Source organism: Idiomarina sp. UBA4206, from assembly GCF_002383015.1.
In the GTDB taxonomy this organism is placed as follows: Bacteria; Pseudomonadota; Gammaproteobacteria; order Enterobacterales; family Alteromonadaceae; genus Idiomarina; species Idiomarina abyssalis.
In genome coordinates this window covers 117,959-118,339 of the sequence record NZ_DFTS01000043.1, presented here as the reverse complement: position 1 = coordinate 118,339, position 381 = coordinate 117,959, and the positions used below count along the sequence as shown (strand labels likewise).

The window sequence follows — 381 nt, the reverse complement described above, 5'->3', positions numbered from 1 at the left end:
TTGTCATGGCTTACCCTAAATCGCCGGCGTCATTAGCGATAAAAGCACTGGCTAAGAAGGCGCTGGACTGGCCCGTTCCGGCTCAAGCCGGAGGACATTTAGAATTTTTCCTTGAACAATTGATAACTTCTGCCGATAACGAGAGTAAGCGGGATGTTGCCAATGAATAAAGCTGCCGTTTATGCCGCCACCGCTGACAACCGGAATGCCATTATTGAGCAGCATACCGGACTGGTTAAGCGTATTGCCCACCACATGATGGCGAGACTACCCGCCAGCGTGCAAGTGGATGATTTAATACAGGCAGGCATGATTGGCTTACTAGAAGCTGCGCGTAACTTTGATAACAGCAAAGGTGCCAGCTTCGAAACTTTTGCCGGC

1 protein-coding gene and 1 pseudogene are annotated in these 381 nt (G+C 50.1%); both read left to right on the top strand.

Annotated features, from left to right (window positions below; genetic code table 11):
* Positions 1 to 170: pseudogene (locus B3180_RS09665) on the top strand (MinD/ParA family protein); the annotation flags it as partial.
* On the top strand, positions 163 to 381 hold a 219-nt coding region (locus B3180_RS09660), incomplete at its 3' end, for a sigma factor (RefSeq protein WP_286844260.1). The pseudogene B3180_RS09665 and the gene B3180_RS09660, both read left to right, overlap by 8 nt.